Origin of the sequence: Streptomyces sp. NPDC002785, assembly GCF_040295565.1 — a bacterium.
Lineage (GTDB): Bacteria > Actinomycetota > Actinomycetes > Streptomycetales > Streptomycetaceae > Streptomyces.
In genome coordinates this window covers 56,222-72,944 of record NZ_JBEOVN010000005.1, presented here as the reverse complement: position 1 = coordinate 72,944, position 16,723 = coordinate 56,222, and the positions used below count along the sequence as shown (strand labels likewise).

The 16,723-nt window shown below is 66.9% G+C and carries 16 protein-coding genes and 1 pseudogene; 6 read left to right on the top strand and 11 right to left on the bottom strand.

Annotated elements, in window-relative coordinates; translation table 11 throughout:
* Positions 1-145: 145 nt before the first annotated feature.
* Entirely contained in the window at positions 146-685 is a 540-nt protein-coding gene (locus tag ABTZ94_RS02970) for a hypothetical protein (protein WP_351196845.1), read from the bottom strand.
* A gap of 225 nt (positions 686-910) precedes the next feature.
* Here ABTZ94_RS02970 and ABTZ94_RS02965 point away from each other — a divergent pair.
* The 3 genes and pseudogenes from ABTZ94_RS02965 to ABTZ94_RS02955 all read left to right on the top strand — a co-directional run.
* Positions 911-1,347, top strand: a pseudogene (locus ABTZ94_RS02965) (helix-turn-helix domain-containing protein); the annotation flags it as partial.
* 39 nt (positions 1,348-1,386) lie between these two features.
* Positions 1,387-2,025, top strand: a complete 639-nt coding sequence (locus ABTZ94_RS02960) for a flavin reductase family protein (RefSeq protein WP_351196843.1) — start codon at positions 1,387-1,389, stop codon at positions 2,023-2,025.
* Positions 2,026-2,213: 188 nt separating this feature from the next.
* Complete coding sequence (locus ABTZ94_RS02955) at positions 2,214-2,717, top strand: hypothetical protein (protein ID WP_351196841.1); 504 nt, start codon at positions 2,214-2,216, stop codon at positions 2,715-2,717.
* A gap of 170 nt (positions 2,718-2,887) precedes the next feature.
* Here ABTZ94_RS02955 and mnmA read toward each other — a convergent pair whose 3' ends face one another.
* Positions 2,888-4,024 carry a tRNA 2-thiouridine(34) synthase MnmA gene (gene mnmA, locus ABTZ94_RS02950; RefSeq protein ID WP_351196839.1) on the bottom strand — a complete coding sequence of 379 codons (1,137 nt, stop codon included), beginning with the start codon at positions 4,022-4,024 and terminating at the stop codon, positions 2,888-2,890.
* Positions 4,025-4,085: 61 nt separating this feature from the next.
* On the opposite strand from mnmA, the gene ABTZ94_RS02945 reads away from it, so the two are divergent.
* Entirely contained in the window at positions 4,086-4,796 is a 711-nt protein-coding gene (locus tag ABTZ94_RS02945) for an N-acetylmuramoyl-L-alanine amidase (protein ID WP_351196837.1), read from the top strand.
* Positions 4,797-4,801: 5 nt separating this feature from the next.
* Here the strand turns inward: ABTZ94_RS02945 and ABTZ94_RS02940 are convergent, their stop codons facing one another.
* Positions 4,802-5,971, bottom strand: coding sequence for a cysteine desulfurase family protein (locus ABTZ94_RS02940; protein WP_351196835.1), 1,170 nt, complete (start codon positions 5,969-5,971; stop codon positions 4,802-4,804).
* Between the two features lie 115 nt (positions 5,972-6,086).
* Complete coding sequence (locus tag ABTZ94_RS02935) at positions 6,087-6,272, bottom strand: hypothetical protein (protein ID WP_351196833.1); 186 nt, start codon at positions 6,270-6,272, stop codon at positions 6,087-6,089.
* Positions 6,273-6,582: 310 nt separating this feature from the next.
* Here ABTZ94_RS02935 and ABTZ94_RS02930 point away from each other — a divergent pair, with 310 nt between their 5' ends.
* Together ABTZ94_RS02930 and ABTZ94_RS02925 are read left to right on the top strand one after the other, a co-directional pair.
* Entirely contained in the window at positions 6,583-7,701 is a 1,119-nt protein-coding gene (locus tag ABTZ94_RS02930) for an amidase domain-containing protein (RefSeq protein ID WP_351196831.1), read from the top strand.
* Between the two features lie 45 nt (positions 7,702-7,746).
* A complete protein-coding gene (locus tag ABTZ94_RS02925; RefSeq protein ID WP_351196829.1) occupies positions 7,747-8,163 on the top strand; it encodes a hypothetical protein in 417 nt (138 codons plus the stop codon).
* Positions 8,164-8,513: 350 nt separating this feature from the next.
* On the opposite strand, the gene ABTZ94_RS02920 is transcribed toward ABTZ94_RS02925, so the two are convergent.
* The 7 genes from ABTZ94_RS02920 to ABTZ94_RS02890 form a co-directional block, all read right to left on the bottom strand.
* On the bottom strand, positions 8,514-9,380 hold the full coding sequence (locus tag ABTZ94_RS02920) for a thioesterase family protein (RefSeq protein ID WP_351196827.1): 867 nt from the start codon (positions 9,378-9,380) through the stop codon (positions 8,514-8,516).
* A gap of 107 nt (positions 9,381-9,487) precedes the next feature.
* Entirely contained in the window at positions 9,488-10,159 is a 672-nt protein-coding gene (locus tag ABTZ94_RS02915) for a trimeric intracellular cation channel family protein (protein WP_351196825.1), read from the bottom strand.
* Between the two features lie 18 nt (positions 10,160-10,177).
* A complete protein-coding gene (locus ABTZ94_RS02910; RefSeq protein ID WP_351196823.1) occupies positions 10,178-11,425 on the bottom strand; it encodes an ABC transporter ATP-binding protein in 1,248 nt (415 codons plus the stop codon).
* Positions 11,422-12,522, bottom strand: a complete 1,101-nt coding sequence (locus ABTZ94_RS02905) for an ABC transporter ATP-binding protein (RefSeq protein ID WP_351196821.1) — start codon at positions 12,520-12,522, stop codon at positions 11,422-11,424. The genes ABTZ94_RS02910 and ABTZ94_RS02905 overlap by 4 nt, the downstream gene beginning before the upstream one ends.
* The gene (locus ABTZ94_RS02900) at positions 12,519-13,520 is read right to left on the bottom strand and encodes an ABC transporter permease (protein WP_351196904.1); all 1,002 of its coding nucleotides are present in this window, start codon (positions 13,518-13,520) and stop codon (positions 12,519-12,521) included. The genes ABTZ94_RS02905 and ABTZ94_RS02900 overlap by 4 nt, the downstream gene beginning before the upstream one ends.
* Positions 13,521-13,664: 144 nt before the next feature.
* Entirely contained in the window at positions 13,665-15,440 is a 1,776-nt protein-coding gene (locus ABTZ94_RS02895; RefSeq protein ID WP_351196819.1) for an ABC transporter substrate-binding protein, read from the bottom strand.
* 95 nt (positions 15,441-15,535) lie between these two features.
* Complete coding sequence (locus ABTZ94_RS02890; protein ID WP_351196817.1) at positions 15,536-16,540, bottom strand: ABC transporter permease; 1,005 nt, start codon at positions 16,538-16,540, stop codon at positions 15,536-15,538.
* Positions 16,541-16,723: the final 183 nt, after the last annotated feature.

The following is a 16,723-nucleotide window of genomic DNA, read 5'->3' as shown; positions in this document are numbered from 1 at the left end:
GGGCGAGCCGGGAAGCACGCTCCCGCGCTTCCCGGCCACTGGAACATGAGGCACCCAGGGTGCTGAGGCGTGTTTCGAAAGTCCCGTCTGGCCGGGGCGCCTGGCCCCGCCCTGCGGGCGGACGACGCTACTTTCGACACACGCCCTAGTCGGCCTTTGTGGTGTCCACGTAGACCTTGCTCACCGACAGGCTCCCCGTGATGCTGGTGGAACCGTTGATTTTGGGAATAGTGAAGTATCGGTTGTCGCCACCGTCGTAGTGGGCGCTCCACTCGCCGCGGGACGTACCTCCGTTGAAGCAGGCGGTGAACGTCTTGTCCCCCATGTCCTTGTCCTGGGCGAAGGGGATGGCCTGCCAAAGCTTCACAGTCACGGAACTTCCTCCGGGACCTGACACCGAACAGCCGGTGAACTGGATTTCGGTGTAGTCGTTGTCGGCCCAGTGTCTCGACTCTTTATTTCCCGGCTTCCAGTCCGACATGCTGCTCTCGAAGTTCGCCGGCTGCACTACACCCGGCTCAGCTTCCCCGTAAAGCTGCATCAGGCCGGCCTCATTAGGGTTGAAAGTGTAGGCATCGTCGCTGGGCGGGGTGGAGTCGTCCGCGCTGGCTGACACGGCCGTGCCGGTGAGGGCGACAGCGGTGAAGACGGCAATCAGCCCAGATCGTATGTGGCGGTTGTACATGAAAGCCCCTCTTTCAGTGGTTGATCGGCACCCCTCCTGGGCTGCAGATCATGTTCGCCACAGTTGATCATCGACGTTTTGGCGGAGGCAATGCTTCCGCCAAAGGATCTCCTCGGATTCGCCCCCCGTCATCCACATCTGACGGACGAGGCTCGTGCTCAACTCGCTGTGAAGTTTGCGGCGTTGTTCCCACATCTGGACGAGCGGCGGCTGCGCTCTGCCACCCCGGCGGACCGGGCCTCGCACGGGCCGGCCGCGGAGTGGGACCAGGCCCTGCTGGCCGATCCCGCACTGACGGGATGTCCCGCCAGCAACTGGACGATCTCATAAGGAGCTTGGGCCCAGATGGTGACGCCCGAAGCCGCCGCCCGCCCCAACTCGCCTTCTCCGAACAGGTCCTGGCCACCGTGCTCCACCTGCGGGTCGCCCTGGCTGCCGAACCCCTCGCCGTGCTGTTCGGCAGCAGCCGAACAGCCATGCACCGCACCCTCCTCAAGACCAGGAGACTGCTCGACGTACACGGCATCGTCATCCCACTCGTGCCATCCCCGCCTACCGCCCTCGCAGCCCTCCGGGCCCGGATCCTCGCACAGAGCAACGAGACTCACAACAAGATCAAGGCGACGTGTTGTCGTTCCGACCTGCCGGAACGCAAGGTCTGATTCCCGCCAGCAAGCTGACTCCCTGTGAAAGGCAAATGAATGCACGTGGACCCCGGACTCAAGGTGCTGTACTTCGGGACTCCGGTGGTACTGATCAGCTCACGTAACGAGGACGGCACGGCGAACCTCGCGCCGATGTCCTCCGCATGGTGGCTGGGCCAGTCCTGCATGCTCGGTCTCGGCAACAACGCCCAGACAACCGCGAACCTGCTCCGCGAGGGCGAATGCGTGCTCAATCTGCCCTCATCGGCGATGGTCGACGCCGTGGACCGGATCGCGCTCACCACCGGGAAGCCGACCGTGCCGGACTACAAGGTGAAGCAGGGCTACCGATACGAACCCGACAAGTTCGCGACCGCACAGCTGACCGAGCAGGAATCGGAGCTGGTCCGGGCGCCGCGGGTCGCGGAATGTCCGATCCAGATGGAGTGCAGGGTCGTCTCGTCCCATCCCTTTGGCAGCCCCGCTTCCCAGGCCACCGCCTTCCAGGTCGAGGTCCTTCGGGCCCATATCGAGGAGGAGCTGGTCATCCCGGGAACGCATTATGTGGATCCGCGCGGCTGGGACCCGCTCATCATGAAGTTCTGCGAGTTCTTCGGCGGTGGACGCAACGTTCATCCCTCGAAGCTCGCCGCAGGCTGGAACATGCCTCATCAGCTCCAGCCGACGGCCTTCTGAGCCGGTACCGCCTGGCAGCAACTCGCCTGCATTTTGTGATCATTCACGCGGAGCGACCCAGGCCTGCACGATGGTCATCGCCAAGTCCGGCAGCCGCGTTACCATCGCGCAGCACACCAGCAAGTACCGCACGACGACCATGGCGTCCGCCCGCAGTCGTAACCATCCCCGCTCAGTCTGGATCGCCCATGTCACTCCGCGCTGGTAAGCGCGCCGCCCTCACCGGGGCCGCCGCAGTCCTCGTCGTGCTGTGTGCGGCCGCCGTCTGGTGGTTCAACCGTACCGACGACACCCCGTACGCACTCACCGCCGAGCCGAAAGTGAGCGTCACCTACGAGGGCGAGCGTCCGCCCGAGGAGGTGCGTACATTCCTGACGGTGTTCGTCCAGCGTCTGGCGGACGGGGATGTGAAGGGCATCGACGCGCTGGCCGACGGCTACCCCGACGGGGCGGCGACGACCCGGGAGTCCTCGGACTTCCTGCGTCCGCTCGCCACGGCGGCAGCAGGCGGCCAGGTCACGGCCCGCGCCGAACCAGTGCGCGACAACCGGTCGTTCCTACAGCGTCTCAAGGCCCCCCAGGGCGGTACGTCCGAGGCCGAACTCACCCTCTCGGACGGCAAGCACGTGCGCATCCAACTGGCCAGGGAACACGGCGTGTGGTGGGGCTACGCCCTCGCCCCGGCCGACTGATCCCGGGTCCCGACCAGCATCGCGCCCCGCATCCGACAGTTGCAGGATGCGGGGCGCGATGTGCGTGGCCCCGTCGGTCGCCCGCCGGGAACCACGGTCGACCGGAGCCGAAATACCGTCCGGTACGAGAAGGTCTGTGACGACCGCGAGGCCGGTGCCGGCCCTGCCGGTCAGCCGGCCGCTGCCCCTGCCTCCGTGCGCCGCACCGCCGTCGCGATCGTCGCCGAGCCGACCACGCGGGTGCCGTCGTACAGCACGACCGCCTGGCCGGGGGCCACGCCGCGTACCGGCTCGGTGAACGAGACGTTCAGGACGCCGTCGACCAGTTCGGCCGTCACCTCGGTCTCGCCGCCGTGGGCGCGGAGCTGGGCGGTGTACGTGCCGAGGCCTGCCGGGGCCGTGCCGCACCAGCGGGGCTTGATGGCGGTGAGCGCGGTGACGTCGAGGGCCTCGACCGGGCCGACCGTCACCGTGTTGTTCACCGGGGAGATGTCCAGGACGTAGCGCGGCTTGCCGTCGGGGGCGGGGTGGCCGATGCGCAGGCCCTTGCGCTGGCCGATGGTGAAGCCGAAGGCGCCCTCGTGGGTGCCGACCTTCGTGCCCGACTCGTCGAGGATGTCGCCCTCCGCCTTGCCGCCGAGCCGGCTCGCCAGGAAGCCCTGGGTGTCGCCGTCGGCGATGAAGCAGATGTCGTGGCTGTCGGGCTTCTTGGCGACGGCGAGGCCCCGGCGTTCGGCCTCGGCGCGGATCTCGTCCTTGGTGGTGAGGGTGTCGCCGAGCGGGAACATCGCGTGGGCGAGCTGCTTCTCGTCCAGGACTCCGAGGACGTACGACTGGTCCTTGGCCATGTCGGAGGCGCGGTGCAGCTCGCGGCTGCCGTCCTCGTTCAGCACGACGGTGGCGTAGTGGCCCGTGCAGACCGCGTCGAAGCCGAGCGCGAGGGCCTTGTCGAGCAGCGCGGCGAACTTGATCTTCTCGTTGCAGCGCAGACACGGGTTGGGGGTGCGCCCGGCCTCGTACTCGACGATGAAGTCGTCCACGACGTCCTCGCGGAAGCGTTCCGCCAGGTCCCAGACGTAGAACGGGATACCGATGACGTCCGCGGCGCGGCGCGCGTCACGGGAGTCCTCAATCGTGCAACAGCCGCGCGCCCCGGTACGGAAGGACTGCGGGTTCGCGGAGAGTGCGAGGTGCACACCGGTCACGTCGTGGCCCGCCTCGGCGGCGCGGGCTGCGGCGACGGCGGAGTCGACACCGCCCGACATGGCGGCGAGCACACGGAGGGGGCGCTGGGAAGTCTCAGTCATAGCTCCACCAGAGTACGGGGCGCCGGGAACCGAACACTCGCGGACAATCGTTGTGGATCACATGGGGACCAAGGGGACGGCGGGCGCCAAGGGCTCCGCGGGGGCGAAGTCCGGGCACGGCATCAGCCGCCGCGGGCTGCTGATCGGCGCTGCCGTCACGGCCGCGGGTACGGCGGTGCTGGCTCGGAAGACGCTGGAGCGTGCCTGGTGGCGGCTGCCCGGGGTGGACAAACCCCGCACGCCGGGCGAGGTGGACTACGCGCGGGCCGAGTGGATATCGGCGTCCTCGGCGAACTGGCGGCGGGCCGACCGTCCCGCCGACTACCCGATCGACCGGGTCGTCATCCATGTCACCCAGGGCAGCTACCGGAGCGCGGTGAAAGTCTTCCAGGACCCGGGACACGGGGCGGCGGCGCACTACGTGGTGCGCAAGGACGGCCATGTGACGCAGATGATCCGTGAGCTGGATGTGGCGTTCCACGCGGGGAACAGGTCGTACAACGAGCGCAGTGTCGGCATCGAGCACGAGGGGTTCGTGGACCGTCCGCAGGACTTCACGGCGGCGATGTACGGGGCGTCGGCGCGGCTGACGGCGGCGCTATGCGGGCGGTACGGGATACCGGTGGACCGCGAGCACATCATCGGGCATGTGGAAGTGCCGGGTACGGACCACACCGATCCGGGGAAGCACTGGGACTGGGACCGGTATCTGAAGCTGGTCCGGGCGGCGAATTCGAACCCGTCACCTTCAGCCGGCGCCGGACGGTCCTGATCTCCTCAGCTGAGTCCCGCCGTCCGTGCCCGTTCCACCGCCGGGCCGATCGCGCGGGCCACCTCGTCGATGTCCTGCTTGGTGGACGTGTGGCCGAGCGAGAAACGCAGGGTGCCGCGGGCCAGGTCCGGGTCGGTGCCGGTGGCCAGCAGGACGTGGCTCGGCTGGGCGATCCCCGCTGTGCACGCGGAGCCGGTGGAGCACTCGATGCCCTGGGCGTCCAGCAGCAGGAGCAGGGAGTCCCCCTCGCAGCCGGGGAAGGTGAAGTGTGCGTTGGCGGGGAGCCGGCCGCCCGGCGCAGGGTCGCCGCCGAGGACGGCGTCGGGGACGGCTGCCAGCACGGCCGCGACCAGGTCGTCGCGTAGACCACCGATCTCGCGGGCGAACTCCTCGCGCCCGTCGGCGGCCAGCCGTCCCGCGACGGCGAAGGCGGCGATGGCGGGTACATCGAGGGTGCCCGAGCGGACGTGCCGCTCCTGGCCGCCGCCGTGGAGCACGGGTACGGGGGTGTACTCGCGGCCGAGCAGCAGCGCGCCGATGCCGAACGGTCCGCCGGTCTTGTGCGCGCTGACCGTCATCGCGGCAAGCCCGGACCGTGCGAAGTCGACTTCCAGCTGCCCGAAGGCCTGGACCGCGTCGGCGTGCATCGGTACGTCGAACTCGCGGGCCACGGCAGCCAGTTCACGTACCGGCATGATCGTGCCGATCTCGTTGTTGGCCCACATCACGGTGACCAGCGCGACATCGTCGGGGTTACGGAGGATCGCCTCGCGCAGTACGTCCGGGTGGATGCGTCCGTGCGGGTCGACGGGGAGATATTCGACGTTCGCGCCCTCGTGCTCGGCGAGCCAGTCGACAGCGTCCAGCACCGCGTGGTGCTCGACGGGGCTGGCCAGCACCCGGGTGCGGTGGGGGTCGGCGTCGCGGCGGGCCCAGTACAGACCCTTCACCGCGAGGTTGTCGGCCTCGGTGCCTCCGGAGGTGAAGACCACCTCGCTGGGGCGTGCGCCGAGGGCGTCGGCAAGGGTCTCTCTCGACTCCTCGGCGGTACGGCGGGCCCGGCGCCCGGCGGCGTGCAGTGAGGACGCGTTACCGGTGACGGCGAGCTGGGCGGTCATCGCCGCGATCGCCTCCGGAAGCATCGGCGTGGTCGCGGCGTGGTCGAGGTAAGCCATGGTGGGCTCGATTCTACGAGCCTGCGGCGGGGCGTATGCCGGGCGCATCGCAGCCCGGTCCCCGCGCACCGGGCAGGGCACTCGGTCGCGCGCCCGGATCCGGAGTCCGATCCGGTCAGACCGCGTCGACCAGGGCGTGGGTGCCGCATTCGGTCAGGGCCATCAGGCGGATCTTCGGGTGTCCGCTCTGGTTGACGCTTCCCTTGCCGGTGAAGCCGAACCCGACTGCGTTCGCCGGGGCGTTGGGGATGTCCAGTGCGGTGCCGTCCCAAGCAGCCAGCCGTAGCCCGAAAGCGAACACTCCCGCAGCGACGGTTGCGGCCAGCGTGCCGCACCGCCGCTCGAAAGGTCAGGAGCACTCTGCGCGCTTCCGATTCACACACCGATGATCAACGGTGGCCATACCCATGTCCGCGCTGGCCCCCCACCAGCAAGATCACGATCTACGGCTGGAGTACTAAGCGGTCAATTAAGAGTCGATATTGAGCCAAGGGGCAACCCCTCCCTCTCCTTGAACCTCTTACTGCCGTAGAAGTTACTGAGATTTATCATCTGAAACAGGGGAAATACGATGAAGAAGAGAACGGACGCGACGGGGCATTGTACTGAGCGTGGCCATCGTCGCCGGGACGGCCTTAATTGCTCCCTCTGCGCACTCTGTCAATCTCTCTACCGAGGCTAAAGCAACCTTGTCGTCAGACGACACCGCCCAGTTCGCGGAAATTGCTGAAACTTACCTCCAGTGGCGAGCCGACAGTGTCACGGCCGTTGCTCGGGATGTGCGTCCGCTCAGGAGTCCTCGACAGCTCACCGCCACGTTTCTGCAGCGACTTGGCAGTGAGATTGAACAGGTTGCCGAAAATGGCCAGGCGCTTGCCGAGATCAACGGCGGCTATACGCGAGCCGAGGTTGATATCACTCCCGGCGAAGCAACAGTGCAGGGTGACACCGTCGATCTGAAGATCACAGAGGACACTCGTCTGCTCTATCCCAACGTACAAGAAGGTGACCCGGAGGCCGAAGAGTACTCACTCGACCATACCCTCACGTTCAAAAAATCGACGTCAGGGGAATGGCTGCTCAGCCGAGACCATGTTGACCCGGATACCGGGCCGGCACCGATCACTCACGTATACACGCCGATCGAGGCCCAGCAGGAAGCTGACGCGGAAGATGAGGGAGAAAAGGGGGAGAGTTCCGGCACCATTCCTGAACCCGGAGACGACGCTACGATAACGAAGCCGACCGCAGGGTACAGCTACAAGAAAATGGTCGCCTACGCTGAAAAATACTGGTCAAATCCCAAATCCGAATATCGTACATACGGAAGTGATTGCACCAACTTCGTCTCGCAGGCCATGAAGGCTGGCGGCTGGGCTGTCGTCGGACCGACTGATGCAGGGCAACGTTCAAACAACAAGAAGTGGTTCTACACCATTTATGTAGATCGGACCAGTTACACCTGGGCGGGAGCCGAAAACTGGTATTGGTTCGCCAAGAAGCACTCTGGCCGTACCAAGATTCTTGCCCGAACCTCACAGTTGCAGCTTGCGGATGTACTGCAGGCGGACTGGACCCGCAATGGCGTCATCGACCACACCATGATTGTGACAAAGGTGTCCGGCAGTGAAAAATATCTAACTTACCATTCAAAGAATACGCACAACAAGAAGTTGAGCGCCTTGCTGGCACAGTATCCAAAGGCATATTGGTACGCCCACCGCACCTGACAGTGCCTGTTCATGGAAATCCAATAGCTTCACCTGGAGGCATGTATGGGCGCGCGTCACACCGTATTGTTCTCTACAGTCGTGGTCTTTGCCGCTCTACTGGCCGGCTGCGACAGTGGCGGGCCTGAAAGGTCCGAGCGGCAAACCGTCGATGCCTATGTGGCTGCCCTTAACCAGGGTGACCCGTCTACTCTCGCCAAGCTGGCCCCTCCGGGGTATGAAGGAGTGGAAGACGAGGTACGGCAGATCGTTAAAGAAAACGGTGGAAAGGGTCTGAAAGTCGCCAGCGTAGCAATCTCGCACGACTTCGGGCCAGATGTCGCAAGCGCACTCATCGTCGCTACCGACAAGAGTGGAAATCCATTCAGGGAAACTCTTCAACTCGATCGGGATGGAGAAATGTGGAGGATCACCCTGGGGCACAAGCCCGGAACTGAGGACCGCGAATCCTCCGCTCCGTAAGGCTGATGCTCGTTCAAGCCGTGCCTCGGCCGTCCGGCTGAGGCACAGTTCGTGTCTCTGTAGCTGGTCTGCCCGGACGGCTGCGACGTTTCCCCAGCCGCTCAGACCTGCTCAGCCTTTTCGCTGCCTCCCAGCTGTTCGGGCTCCTGGTGCAGAGCTTCACCCGCCTTCCTCCTGCCAGCTCCGCACACGCCTCCCCGTACAGCGCCACGACCGCCGCCGCGTAGCGGGCGGCGAGCTCGGCGGCGGTACCAGACCGCGGTCTGGAGCAGCAGGATGATGGAAAGCAGCCGGTCGGATTTCACGCCACCAGCTTTGCCCCGGCCCTCCGCGCCCCGCCCGCTCTTGCCTCAGCGGCGCGGCGCCCGCGCCAGTTGGCGGGACTGGGCCACCAGTCGGTCCGCGCTGTCCCAGACGTCCGCGTCCTCCTCCAGGAAGCCGCCCGCGAGGTTGCGGGTGGTGACGGAGACGCGCAGCGGGCCGGGGGCGGGGCGGCAGCGGATGTGGGTGGTGAGTTCGATGGTCGGCGTCCAGCCCTTGAGGCCCAGCTCGAACGAGGTGGGCGGCAGTGCGTCGACGGTGAGCAGGAGCGAGAGCGGGTCGGCGTCGCGGCCGTCCGCGAGGCCGAACCAGCCGCGCATCTCACCCTTGCCGGAGGGGGCGCCGACGGCCCAGCCGATCGTCGCCGGGTCGAGCTTGATGTCGAGCCGCTCGGTGATGGCGGAGCTGCCGGGGATCGGGGCCGGGCCGTCGCTCGGACCGAGGCAATGCTCCAGCGGCGGGATGGCCGGCGGCTTCGCCGATGTGCGGACCTCGTCGGGCAGCGCGTCCAGATCGCCGTAGGTGGCGATGACGCGGATGCGCTCGATCTCGGTGCCGTCCTTGGCGTACTGGAAGAGGGAGGCCTGGCCGGTGGAGAGGGTGCGGCCGGTACGGACGGTCTGGGTGCGGATCACCGCGGGACCGGGGACGGATGCGGTGAGGTAGTGCGCGGAGACCGAGAAGGGGTCCGGGTGCGGCAGGGCCTCGCCGAGTGCGCGGCCGAGCATGGCCAGCAGGTAGCCGCCGTTGACTGCGTGGATGATCGTCCATCCGGCGGAGAGCTCGGCGTCGTAGACGCCCTCTTCGCGAAGTGTGACAGCGGTGTCGCGATCGAACTCGCTGTCCCCGATGGTTGCCTGCGTGGTCTGCGCCGCCCGCTCTGCTGCCTGTGCCATGCGATGCACCGTACACCGATTGTATTACTGAGCGGTAGCTTTTTTATGGCCGGAAGATGTCGGCGCACGGCGCCGGCCCGGCCGCCAAGCCGCACCGGGATATCGCGTCAGATGGCCGCGGGGCTCTCCTCGGCCGTCGCCGACCGGCGGTTGTAGGCGCGCGGGGCCCGCCAGTGGTAGCGCATCGCCAGCAACCGCAGCACGAACGCCACGATGACCGCAGTGCCGCTGGTGAAGGCGTTGAGCGCGCCGAAGCGGATGCACAGCACGATCATGGCGGCGCCGACCATCGCGGGCACCGCGTACAGGTCGCGGTCCCAGCGCAGCAGCGAAGGCACCTCGTTGGCCAGTACGTCGCGCAGTACACCGCCGCCGACCGCGGTGGCCAGCCCCAGGGCCGCCGACGCGGTGAGCCCGAGGCCGTAGTCGTACGCCTTGACGGTGCCCGTGACGCAGAACAGCCCGAGGCCGGCCGCGTCGAAGACATTGACGCCCACCTGGATCCGTTCGACGTGCGGATGCAGGAAGAACACCAGGCCGGCGGCGAGGAGCGGGGTGGTGAAGTAGCCGAGATCCGTGAACGCCGCGGGCGGGACCGCTCCGATGACGATGTCACGGACCAGCCCCCCGCCCAGCGCGGTGACCTCGGCGAGTACCGCGATGCCGAAGACATCGAAGTTCTTGCGTACGGCGAGCAGAGCGCCGGAGATCGCGAAGACGAAGATTCCGACGATATCGAGCGCATGCTGGACGGAGGGCGTGAACAGTTCGTTGAGCACCGGGCAATTGTGCCGGTACTACTCCTTCGGGTTGTCCTCCGGCGCATCGGACGATGCGGTGCCGTCATCCGCGGCGCTCTCGTCGGCCTCCGGCTTGTGCACCGTGTCGGTCTCCGGCTTCTGCACCGTGACGATCTGGACCGCCTCGCGCGCCGCCGCCGTCACCGTCTCGCCGGGCACCTGGTCGGGCGCGTTCTCCGGGTGGTGGCAGGCCACCTGGTGTCCGGTCTTCAACGCGACCAGCGGCGGTTCCTGCGTCTTACAGATCTCCGTCGCCTTCCAGCAACGGGTGTGGAAGCGGCAGCCGCTGGGCGGCGAGATCGGCGACGGCACGTCGCCCTTCAGCAGGATGCGCTCGCTCTTGGCCGAACGGCGCTTCGGGTCCGGGATCGGGACCGCCGAGAGCAGCGCCTTGGTGTACGGGTGCATCGGAGCCTTGTAGAGCGACTCTCGGTCGGCCAGCTCCACGATCTTGCCGAGGTACATCACCGCGATCCGGTCCGACACGTGCCGGACGACGGAGAGGTCATGGGCGATGATCACGTACGTCAGGCCCAGCTCGGCCTGAAGGTCGTCGAGCAGGTTCACGACCTGCGCCTGGATCGAGACGTCCAGCGCCGACACCGGCTCGTCCGCCACGACCAGCTTGGGGTTGAGCGCGAGCGCGCGGGCGATCCCGATGCGCTGGCGCTGGCCGCCGGAGAACTCGTGCGGGTAGCGGTTGTAGTGCTCGGGGTTGAGGCCCACGACCTCCAGCAGCCGCTGCACCTCCTTCTTGACGCCGCCCTCGGGCATGACGCCCTGCAGCTTGAAGGGGGCGCCCACGATCGTGCCGATCGTGTGCCGGGGGTTCAGCGAGGAGTACGGGTCCTGGAAGATCATCTGCATGTCGCGGCGCATCGGGCGCATGGCGCCGACGCCGAGGTGCGTGATGTCCCTCCCCTCGAACTCGATGTTCCCCGCGGTGGGTTCGAGCAGCCGGGTGATCAGCCGGCCCATCGTCGACTTTCCGCAGCCCGACTCCCCGACGACGCCCAGGGTCTCGCCCGAGTGCACCTCGAAGTCGATCCCGTCGACGGCCTTCACGGCACCGGCGTTGCGCTGCAGCATCCCCTTCTTGAGGGGAAAGTGCTTCTGCAGCCCGGTCACCTTGAGCAGCACCTCGCGGGAGGCTGCGTCCTTGACCGCCGCGCCGCTCCCGGCAGACCTCTGCGCCGGAACGTCCACGCCCTTGTCCTCGCTCGTCACGGCCTTGTCCTCGCTCACAGCTTGGGCGCAATCTCTTCGGTCCAGATACGCTCCCGCTGCTCCTGCGACATGTGGCAGGCGGCCCAGTGCCGGCTGCCGACCTCCTGCAGCTCGGGCCGTACGGTGCGGGTCACGTCGTCCTTGGGCACATCCGCGTACGGGCAGCGCGGGTTGAAGGCGCAGCCCGACGGGATGTTGATGAGCGACGGCGGGGAACCCTTGACCGGGATGAGCCGGTCGGTCTGGTCGCGGTCGAGGCGCGGCATCGAGCCCAGCAGACCCCAGGTGTAGGGGTGCCGGGGCTCGTAGAACACCTTCTCGGCCGGTCCGCGCTCGACGCAGCGCCCGCCGTACATGACCAGGAGGTCGTCGGCGAGCTCGGCCACGACACCCAGGTCGTGGGTGATGATGATGACCGCGGAGCCGAACTCCTTCTGCAGGTCCCGGATCAGGTCGAGGATCTGCGCCTGGACGGTCACGTCCAGCGCGGTCGTCGGTTCGTCGGCGATCAGCAGCTCGGGGTTGTTGACCAGCGACATGGCGATCATCGCGCGCTGGCGCATCCCGCCGGAGAACTCGTGCGCGTAGCTGTCGACGCGCTTGTCGGGCTGCGGGATGCCGACCCGGTCGAGCATCTCGATCGCCCGCTTGCGGGCGGTCTTCTTGTCCACGTCGTGATGGACGCGGTACGCCTCCACGATCTGCTTGCCGATCGTGTAATACGGGTGCAGCGCGGACAGCGGGTCCTGGAAGATCATGGCCATGTCGCGGCCGCGCAGCCTGCGCACCTCGTCCGGGTCCGCGGACAGCAGTTCCTTGCCGTCCAGCCAGATCTCGCCGGAGACCTGTGCCTTGCGCTTTCCGTACTGACCTGCGGTGTGCAGGCCCATGATGCCCAGCGACGTGACGGACTTGCCGGAGCCGGACTCGCCGACGATGCCGAGGGTCTTGCCCTTCTCCAGCTGGAAGTTGAGCCCGTCGACGGACTTGACCAGGCCGTCGTCGGTCGGGAAGTGCACCCTGAGGTCGCGCACTTCGAGGAAGGCGGTGGGAGCGGGTGAGCCGGCCGGGGCGGGCTCGCCCAGCGCGGCACCGCTCTTGTGCAGTTCGGTCATCCCAGCCTCACTCGCGGGTCGATGACGGCGTACATAATGTCGACGACGAGGTTGGCGACGGCGATCGCGAGAGCCGCGAACAGGGTGACGCCGAGGATCACTGGCAGGTCCTTGCTGCTGATGGCCTGGACCGCCGCGAGCCCGAGCCCCGGAAGGTTGAACGTGGACTCGGTGAGGACGGCGCCACCGAGGAGTACGCCGATGTCGAGGCCGAAGACGGTGAGGATCGGCGTCATCGCGGAACGCAGGGCGTGCCGGGTGATGACGGTGCCCTCGCCCAGACCCTTGGCGCGGGCGGTACGGATGTAGTCCTCGCCGAGCACTTCGAGCATGGTGGCTCTGGTGAGCCGGGCGTACATCGCGGCGTTCAGGAAGGCGAGCACGATCCACGGCAGGACCAGTGTCTGGAACCAGGTGCCGATGCCGTCGTCCGTGGAGAGGTTGTCGGCGATGTGCACCCAGCCGAAGTTGTGCACGAAGAGGCCCATCGCGACCATGCCGGTGAAGAAGATCGGCAGGGAGACGCCGGCGAGGGCGGTGGTCATCGCGGCGCGGTCCCAGATGCTGCCGCGCCGGAGCGCGGACACCACACCGGTGGCGACACCGCCGAGGAGCCACAGGACGCAGGCACCGGCGGCGAGCGCACCGGTGACGGGCAGGGCGTCCTTGAGTGTGGTCCAGACCGGTACCTCCGTGCGGAAGGAGTAGCCGAAGCAGGGCGCGGCGCAGTGGGTGACGTCGTCACCGTTCACATAGTCGCGTCCCATCGGGATGCCCTTGACGAACTCCCAGAACTGGACGAGGAGGGGGTCGTCGAGACCCAGTTTGATCCGGATGCCCGCGAGCTGCTCGGCACCCGTGGCCTTGCCGGCGAAGAGGACGGCGACGTCCTGACCCGCCCACTTGGGCAGCATGAAGAAGATGGTGAAGGTCGCGAGCAGTACGACGAGCACCATGATGACTACGGCGAACAGGCGCCGGATGAGATAAGCAAGCACTGTGCGCGGCCCGGCGGTGGCCGGGAACCCCTTGTGGGGGCTCCCGGCCATCGCCACGGCCATCACCTGCCCTTCGGACTGGCGGGTTTCGGCGGCGGTGGAACAGTCAACCGGGTTGACTGCAAATGCTGTTGACTACAGCGACTACTTGACGACGCCGAGCGAGACGTAGTCGTAACGGCCGTTGTAGGCGTCGGACATGTAGGCGTTCGTCAGTCGGTTGCCGCGCCAGGTGATGTTCTTCTCGTAGATGAAGGGCATCCAGTCGGCCTGGTCGAGGATCCGCTTGTCGAGAGCCTTGTAGATCTCGCCGGCCTTGACCGGGTCGGTCTCCGCGATCGCGTCGTCGAAGAGCTTGTCGATCTGCGGGTCCTTGAGCTGCGACTCGTTGTAGTTACCGGTCTCCGACAGGAACCGGCTGTCCCACAGCGGCTGTCCGAAGCCCTGGCCGGACGGGAAGTCCGGGCCCCAGCCGCTCATCGTCATGCCGTAGCCGCGCTTCTTCACGACAGCCGGCGAGCCGGTGATGCTGGAGGACTCGGCGCCGTCGATCGCGTCGACCTCGACCTTGATGCCGACCTTGCCGAGCTGCTCCTGCATCGCCTCTGCGACGTCGACCTCGCCCGGGTTGTTGTTACGGGCGGTGAGCTTGGTGGAGAAGCCGTCCGGCTTGTTGCACGCCTTCAGCTCTTCCTTGGCCTTGGCCTCGTCCGGCTTGCCCTTGCGGGCGAGAACACCGTACGGGTCGTAGTCGCTGTGGCCCTTGATGGAGGCCGGAAGGGTGCTGTTGGCGATCGCGCCACCGGCGATCTCGCCACCGCGGGTCTGCTGAAGGCTGGCGAAGTCCGTGGCGTAGAAGACGGCCTTGCGGCAGTGGGCGTTGTCCAGCGGCTTCGTCGTGTGGACGAGCGCGACGTAGCGGACGAAGGACGTCTGCATGTTGTCGACGCTGTTCTTGTACTTCGAGACGGCGGTGACGCGGCCGGACTGGGTCATGCCGGTGCCGTTGAGGTCGACGTCGTAGTCGCCCTCCATCAGCTTCTTGTCGTTCTCCTCCAGGTTGGCGGAGATCGTCACGGTGACCTTGTCCGGCAGTGCGGCACGCAGCGGGTCCGACGACTTCTGCCACTTGTCGTTGCGGACGAGCACGATGCTCTTGCCCGGCTTGTACGACTCGAACTTGTACGGGCCCGAGGAGAACGGCCGCTGGGTGTACTTGGCCTTGGTGTCCTTCGACGCCTTCACGGGCGAACCGGACGGCATGGCGAGGAACTGCTCGAAGTCACCGTTGGGCTTGGGCAGCTTGAAGATGATGGTGTTGTCGTCGGGCGTCTCGATCGCCTTCAGACCGAGCTTGTCCGCGGACTTGTCCTTGTACGGGCCCTTGTACTCGCCCTTGGGGTCCAGCGTCTGCATCAGGTACTGCGGGCCACCGGTGATGGTGTCCGTCGCCCAGATGCGCTCCATGCCGTACTTGACGTCCTTGGAGGTCAGCTTGGAGCCGTCCTCCCAGGTGAGGCCATCGCGCAGCTTGTACGTGTAGGTCTTGCCGCCGTCCGAGATCTCACCGGGGCCGGTGGCCAGGTCGCCGACCAGCTTGGTGGAGGCGGCGCCCGGCTTGGTGTCGTACGTGACCAGCTGGCGGGTGTAGAAGCGCATGAAGTCCCAGGCCATGCCGTAGTAGGCACGCTGGGGGTCGGCGGAGTCGAGGTCCTGCTTGCCGACCATCTTCAGCGTTCCACCCTTTTTGGTGGACGGGTTGGCGACCTTGTTGAACGCCGCGTTGAAGCCGGCGCCCTTCGTCTTGCCGCCGCCATTGTCGCCGTCGTCGCCGCCGCCGCACGCGGTGGTGGTCATCAGCGCCGCGACCACGAGGGCCGCACCAGCGGTGAGCCGTCGTTTCGAGGTAACTGTGGACATTTTCTCGCAACCTCCGAGATCGCGGTCCCAGGCCATTGCTTGCCGGAGAACCATGGGAAGAGCCACCTGACAGTGCGGCAGGGGCAAGTCGTGGGCTATCGGGTCCCCTTGGGATCCAGGGCGTCGCGCAGCCCGTCCCCGAAGAGGTTGAAGGCCAGTACGGTGATGAAGATCGTCACGCCGGGGAAGACCATGAACATCGGGTCGTGCTCGTACGTCTCCAGGGCGTCCCGCAGCATTCCGCCCCAGGAGGCGGTGGGCGGCCGCACACCGGCGCCGAGGAAGCTGAGGGCCGCTTCGGTCAGGATGTTGGTGGGGATCATGAGCGTCGCGTAGACGGTGATCGGCGCCACCAGGTTCGGCAGCAGCTCACGGAAGAGGATGTGCACCCGCCCGCCGCCGAGACTGCGCGCCGCTTCCACGTACTCGCGTTCACGCAGCGAGAGCGTCTGGCCCCGGACGATGCGTCCCACGTACGGCCAGCCGAAGAAGCCGATGACGGCGACGAGTACGGCGATGCGCACCCCGCTGCCGGTGAGACCGAGCAGGTCGTCGGGGAGGACCGAGACGAGGGAGATGATGAAGAGGAGCTGCGGGAAGGACAGCAGCACGTCCATCACCCGGCTGATCACCGCGTCCACCCAGCCGCCGAAGTAACCGGCGACGATCCCGAAGAGCGTGCCGAGCGCCACGGCGACCAGGGCCGCCAGGAATGCCACCAGCAGCGAGATCCGGGCGCCGTAGACGATGCGGCTGAAGACGTCGCGCCCCTTGTTCGGCTCGACACCGAAGAGGTAGTCGCCGCTCACGCCACCGAGGTCGCCCATGGGGAGGTTGGTCAGCGGGTCGAGCATCTCCTGGTGGAATTCGTTCGGCGGGTGACCGAACAGGCTCACGATCAGCGGCGCGAAGACCGCCACCACGACCAGGACGAGCACGGTGATGGCGCCCGTCAGCGCGACCTTGTCCTGCTTCAGGCGGTTCCAGGCGATCTGCTTGAGGGAGCGTCCCTCGACCTTCTTCACCCCGGAGTCGACTGCGGGACCGCCGGTCGCGATCGGGTCCGCTTCCTTGGTCGGCTCGTGCAGTGGTGCCGTCATCGTGGCAAGGACCCCTCTCAACCGGCGGTGGCCGGGCCGAACTGGCCGCTGTGGCGGCGCGATCAGTCAGTCGTACGCAGAGGCGGCAAGACGCCCTTGCTGCGGGAGTCTTCATTGCCGTCGCGCAAGGTAGCCATAGCGCCGGGCGAATGGATGCCTAACCGTGATGCGGTCAGGGGTGTT